This is a genomic window from Rhizobacter sp. (assembly GCF_031412495.1).
Taxonomy (GTDB): Bacteria; Pseudomonadota; Gammaproteobacteria; order Burkholderiales; family Burkholderiaceae_C; genus Schlegelella_A.
The window spans coordinates 1-4,567 of record NZ_JANODC010000501.1; the positions used below are offsets into that span (position 1 = coordinate 1).

The following is a 4,567-nucleotide window of genomic DNA, read 5'->3' on the forward strand; positions in this document are numbered from 1 at the left end:
CCGAGGTCGGGCGTATGGTCATGGTGCAGCCACGCCAGCCGGCCCGACGATCGCCGCCTCGACCTGACGCCGCACGGCGTCGCGCGCTCCGCTCGAGTCGATGCGCACGACACGCCCGCCGGCGGCCTGCATGCGGGCCACGTACCCGGCGCGGACCCGCTCGAAGAAAGCCAGGTCCTCGGCCTCGAAACGGTCGGCCGCCCTCGCCTCCGCGCGGCGCTGGGCGGCGATGCGCGGGTCGACGTCGAACCAGATCGTCAGGTCCGGCTGCAGACCGGCCTGGACCCAGGCTTCGAGCGCGCGCAGAAGGTCGAGCGGCTGGCCCCGGCCGCCGCCCTGGTAGGCGAAGGTCGAGTCAGTGAAGCGGTCGCAGAGAACGATCTCGCCGCGGGCGAGGGCCGGCACGATGACGCGCTGCACGTGGTCGCGTCGCCCGGCGAAGACGAGCAGGGTCTCGGTGACGCCGTCCATCGGCTCGTGCAGCACGAGCTTGCGCAACTGCTCGGCCAGCCCTGTGCCGCCCGGCTCGCGCGTGCACAGCACGGCCCTTCCGCGCTCACGCAACCACCGCGCCGTCGCTTCGATGTGGGTCGACTTGCCGGCGCCGTCGATGCCCTCGAAGGTGATGAAGCGGCTCGTCGTCACGGTGGGGCGGTCTTGCGCTGGTACCGGATCACTGCCCGATTGTGATCGGCGAGCGTTTCGCTGAACTCGCTGCTGCCGTCGCCGCGGGCGACGAAATAGAGCGCCTTCGTCGGCTCGGGCCGCACCGTCGCCAGGAGGGCTGCCTTGCCCGGAGCGGCAATGGGTGTGGGCGGCAATCCGGGGCGCAGGTAGGTGTTGTACGGCGAGTCGGTCTGCAGGTCGCGCTTGCGCAGGTTGCCGTCGAAGGCCGCGCCCAGGCCGTAGATCACCGTCGGGTCGGTCTGCAGCGGCATGCCAATGCGCAGGCGGTTGACGAAGACGCCGGCGACGCGGCCGCGGTCCGACTCGGCACCGGTTTCCTTCTCGACGATGGAGGCCAGGATCAGCGCTTCCTGCGGCGTGCGCAGCGGTGTCGACGGATCGCGTTCCTGCCAAGCCGCGGCAAGGCGCGCTTGCATGGCGCGGGCGGCGCGCTTGAGCACAGCGACATCCGTGGAGCCTTTGCTGTAGGCGTAGGTGTCGGGATGGAAATGGCCTTCCGGCGACACGCCCGGCGCGCCGAGATCGCGCATCAGGTCGGCGTCGCTCAGGCTCGTCATGGTGTGGCGCAAGGCCTCGGCCCGGTCGAGCTCGGCCCGGATCTGCCGGAACGTCCAGCCTTCCCCGAAGCGCACCGTCGCCAGCGTCTCGTCGCCGCGCACCATCTTCTCGAGCAGCTTCATCGGCGTCGTCCCGGCCCCGATCTCGTAGCTGCCGGCGCGGATGAGCCTGGCCCGGCCGGACCAGCGGAACCACTCGTAGAGAAGGAGCGGAGAGGTCCGCACGCCGGCGCGGACCCAGGCCTCGGCGATCGCGCGGGGCGAATCGCCCAGGCCGATCGACAGCTCCACCGGATCGCTGGCGAGGGGCAGCGGACGGTTCAGCCACCAGGCGGCCGTGCCGGCCACGGCAGCGGCGAGGCAGGCCAGCACAAGCGCGAGATAAAGGAGGAAGCGCCGTGCTTTCATCGGGGGGGATCGGGCCGCTGCGGCGGAGGACCTCGCGACGCAGGCAACGTGAGGGCAAATGATAATGGCGCATGGACATGACCCTCGCCGGCGCCTGCCGTCTGACCGACCGCGGGGTGATCCGGGCGCTCGGCCCCGATGCGGCCAGGTTCCTGCAAGGGCAGCTGACCAACGACGTCCTGACAATCGGGGCCGAGCAGGCGCGCCTGGCCGGGTTCTGCTCGGTCAAGGGCCGGCTGCAGGCCAGCTTCGTGGTCTGGTCTGCCGGAGCCGATGAGTATCTTCTCGCCTGTCCCGTCGGCTTGCTCGCCGCGACCCTGAAGCGGTTGTCGATGTTCGTCCTGCGCGCCAAGTGCAAGCTGACCGACGCGAGCGCCGAGATCCACCTGTGGGGCGTCGTCGGGGTGCCGGCGCAGTCGTTGCTGGGCGACCTGGCCGCCTGGGGGCGCCGTCGGCTGGACGGCGGCGTGTCGGTGATCCGGCTGCCCGACGCTGCCGGCCTTCGCCGCGCCCTCGTGGCCACCCCGCTGGACGCTCCGGCGCTGCCCTCCGGGACGCCGGACCTGTCCCTCGATGCCTGGCGTTGGCTCGAGGTGCAGAGCGGCATCGTCACCATCGAGGCGGCGACGGTCGACCGCTTCGTGCCGCAGATGGTCAACTTCGAGCGCGTCGGCGGCGTCGATTTCCAGAAGGGCTGCTACCCGGGCCAGGAAGTCGTCGCCCGCAGCCAGTACCGTGGCACGACCAAGCGCCGCACCTTCCTGTTCGACTGCGACGCGCTTCCGGAGCCGGGACAGGACGTCTTCGTCGCCGCGGATGGCGACACGCTCGGCGAGGCGGCCGGCACCGTCGCCAGCTCGGCGCCACGGCCGGGCGGCGGCGGCAGCGCCCTCGTCGAGCTCAGGCTTGCCGCGCTCGCTGCCCCGTCCCTCCATCTCGGCGATCCCGAGGGGCCGCTGCTGCGCCAGACCGACCTTCCTTACCCGCTGGCGGTCGAAGCCGAGCCCGCCGGCTGATCCCGCACCGGACGCTCCGGCCATGCGCGAGCTGTTCGTCTGGTACCGCGTCGCGCCCGTGCGCGCTGCCACTGCCCGCGATGCCGTCCTGGCGATGCAGCAAGACCTGGTCGCGGAGCACGCGGGACTGAACGCCCGGCTCCTGGTTCGGCGCGACGAAGCCGACGCGATGCAGACCTGGATGGAGACCTACGCCCGCACCGGCTCGGCGAACGGAGTCGATGCCGTGCTCGAGCGCTCGATTCGCGAGCGGGCGCTGGCGCTTGACGCGGTGCTCGACGGCCCTCGCCACGTCGAGGCTTTCGAACGGCTGCTCGGCTGACCGCGGGGTGAGGAGCGCGCCTCAGAGCGCGCGCAGCATCTCGACGTGCTGGATGCCCGCCTCGTCGAACGGCGGGCCTCGCCGCGCGAACCCGGCGCGCTCGTAGAAGGGCGCAGCCGACATCTGCGCGTGCAGCACGGCCTCGCGGTCGCCGCGGACACGGGCGGCCTCGAGCAGGGCGTCGAGCACGGCCCGGCCGACGCCGTTGTTGCGCGACGTCGCCGTCACGGCCATGCGGCCGATCTTGGCGACGCCGGGGACGTGCTCGAGCATGCGGCCGGTGCCGAGGGCCCGGCCGAGCCGGTTGAAGGCCACCGCGTGCAGCGCATCGGCATCGGCGCCGTCCCATTCCATCTCGGCCGCGATCTTCTGCTCGTCGATGAAGACGGCGTCGCGGATCCGCCGCGCCTCGGCCTCCAGGCCCGACCAGGCGCCGACCTTGACGTCAACCATCGTCCGGCCGGCCTCGAAATCGTCGAACAGGGCGCGCAGCTCCGCCGGCACCGGCCGGGCGGCCTTCACGTGCGGATCGGCGAAGACATAGGTCAGCTCGCAGCTCACGAGCAGCTGGTCCTGGCGGAACGCGCCGCCGACGAACAGCATCGACGAATTGCCGACGCGTGCGCAGCGCATGCCGATCTCGAGCACGTCGTCGTACACCGCCGAGCCGAGGTACTCGACGGTGGCCTTGCGCACGAACATGTCGCCGCCGAGCGCTTCCATCGTCTCCGCGTACGGCACCGCGAGCGCACGCCAGTAGCCGGCGATGGCGGTGTCGAAGTACATCAGGTAGTGCCCGTTGAAGACGATCTTCTGGGCGTCGATCTCGGCCCAGCGGACGCGCAGCCGCTCGCGGAAACGGAAGTCGGAAAGTTGCATGGCTGACGACGATGCGGGGAGCGCGGCAGTGTGCCAGACTGGCGCATGGCCCTCATCAACTACATCACCCAGGTCCAGCTCGATTTCGGCGCGCTCAAGCTGCTGCCGGACGAGCTCGACCGCGCCCGCATCACCAAGCCGCTGATCGTCACCGACGTCGGCGTGCGCGCGGCGGGGCTGCTCGACAAGGCGGTCCACGCGCTCGGCGGCCGGCCGCACGCGGTCTTCGACGGCACCCCGTCAAACCCCACGGAGGCGGCCGTGCGCGAGGCGGCGCGAATCTTCGCCGAGCAGGGCTGCGACGGCCTCGTCGCTGTCGGCGGCGGCTCGAGCATCGACCTGGCAAAGGGCGTCGCCATCCTGGCGGCTCACCCCGGGCCCCTTGCCACCTACGCCACGATCGAAGGCGGCAGCCCGAAGATCACCGACCGCGCGGCGCCGCTGATCGCGGTGCCGACCACCGCCGGCACCGGCAGCGAGGTGGCGCGCGGCGCGATCGTGATCATCGACGACGGCCGCAAGCTCGGCTTCCACAGCCCGCACCTGATTCCCAAGGGCGCGCTCCTCGACCCCGAGCTGACGTTGGGCTTGCCGCCGTTCCTGACGGCGGCAACCGGCATGGACGCCATCGCCCACTGCATGGAGACCTTCATGTCGGGCGCGATCAACCCGCCGGCCGACGGCATCGCACTCGACGG

The 4,567-nt window shown here is 71.6% G+C and carries 6 protein-coding genes; 3 read left to right on the forward strand and 3 right to left on the reverse strand.

Annotated features, from left to right (window positions below):
* Positions 1–18: 18 nt before the first annotated feature.
* Together tmk and mltG are read right to left on the reverse strand one after the other, a co-directional pair.
* On the reverse strand, positions 19–645 hold the full coding sequence (gene tmk / locus AC30N0_RS18775; RefSeq protein ID WP_489519409.1) for a dTMP kinase: 627 nt from the start codon (positions 643–645) through the stop codon (positions 19–21).
* Positions 642–1,652 (reverse strand): endolytic transglycosylase MltG, encoded by a 1,011-nt coding sequence (gene mltG, locus AC30N0_RS18780; RefSeq protein WP_489519410.1) that lies wholly within the window; start codon positions 1,650–1,652, stop codon positions 642–644. The genes tmk and mltG overlap by 4 nt, the downstream gene beginning before the upstream one ends.
* Before the next feature lie 71 nt (positions 1,653–1,723).
* On the opposite strand from mltG, the gene ygfZ reads away from it, so the two are divergent.
* Both ygfZ and AC30N0_RS18790 read left to right on the forward strand, forming a co-directional pair.
* On the forward strand, positions 1,724–2,668 hold the full coding sequence (gene ygfZ, locus AC30N0_RS18785) for a CAF17-like 4Fe-4S cluster assembly/insertion protein YgfZ (RefSeq protein WP_489519411.1): 945 nt from the start codon (positions 1,724–1,726) through the stop codon (positions 2,666–2,668).
* 22 nt (positions 2,669–2,690) lie between these two features.
* Positions 2,691–2,990, forward strand: coding sequence for a DUF4936 family protein (locus AC30N0_RS18790; protein ID WP_489519412.1), 300 nt, complete (start codon positions 2,691–2,693; stop codon positions 2,988–2,990).
* Positions 2,991–3,011: 21 nt separating this feature from the next.
* On the opposite strand, the gene AC30N0_RS18795 is transcribed toward AC30N0_RS18790, so the two are convergent.
* Positions 3,012–3,869, reverse strand: coding sequence for a YbgC/FadM family acyl-CoA thioesterase (locus AC30N0_RS18795; protein WP_489519413.1), 858 nt, complete (start codon positions 3,867–3,869; stop codon positions 3,012–3,014).
* A gap of 45 nt (positions 3,870–3,914) precedes the next feature.
* Here AC30N0_RS18795 and AC30N0_RS18800 point away from each other — a divergent pair.
* On the forward strand, positions 3,915–4,567 hold a 653-nt coding region (locus AC30N0_RS18800), incomplete at its 3' end, for an iron-containing alcohol dehydrogenase (RefSeq protein WP_489519414.1).